Source organism: uncultured Kocuria sp. (assembly GCF_947500125.1).
In the GTDB taxonomy this organism is placed as follows: Bacteria; Actinomycetota; Actinomycetes; order Actinomycetales; family Micrococcaceae; genus Kocuria.
The window spans coordinates 1-731 of sequence record NZ_CANMRA010000087.1; the positions used below are offsets into that span (position 1 = coordinate 1).

The following is a 731-nucleotide window of genomic DNA, read 5'->3' on the forward strand; positions in this document are numbered from 1 at the left end:
GGTCGTGCACCCGGGCCGCCGTCCGGGCGGCCGTCCGGGCGGCCGTCCGGGCGGGCGGTGGGCACCGTGGCGCTGCCCCCGGGCCCGTTCCCGGGCCGGTTCCGGGGGTCGCCTGCGGCCGTGGGGGCTTGCCGTGCGAGGGCCGCGGGCCGCCACTGCTCCGGGGGCGCCGCGTCCGGGTCGTCGGGGTAGGGGGGCTCGTCCGGGTACGGAGGCTCCTCGGGCGGCGGGACGTCGTCGTCCGACGGGGGGACGTCCCGGTCCCCTGCCCCCGGGGTCCCGCCGGGGAGCGCGCGGGCCGGGCGCCCGGTCGTCCCGTGGTCGGGGCGCGGTCCGCGCTGCGGCGCGGCCTGCGGTTCCGTCTCCTGCGCCGGCGGGTGGGCGGGCTGCGGGCCGGCAGGGCGCTCCGGCGTCGGGGCCGGGCCCGGGGACCCGCCCTCGGGTCGCTCCGGGGCCCGGGAAGCGGGCCCGGCCGGGGTCTCGGCAGCGGCGCCGCCCTGGGGAATGGCGGCCACGGACCAGCTGTGCACGGGCTCCTGGGCCCAGGCGGGGTCGGTCCACTCCGGGGGCGTGTCCGTGGCGGGCGTGCCGTGCGCGTCCCACGGGTCCTGTCCGCCGCGGCCCCCGTCCCGCGGTGCCTCGTCCGCGGCCGACTCCGGCGCGGGTGCCGGCGCGTCGCCCGGCGTCGTGCCCGCGGCCCGGGGCGGGGCCGGGTGGTCCTCGCGGCCGCT

Annotated in this window: 1 pseudogene; it reads right to left on the reverse strand. The window is 84.4% G+C overall.

Annotated features, from left to right (window positions below):
• A pseudogene (locus Q0817_RS19965) lies at nucleotides 1-731 on the reverse strand (hypothetical protein); the annotation flags it as partial.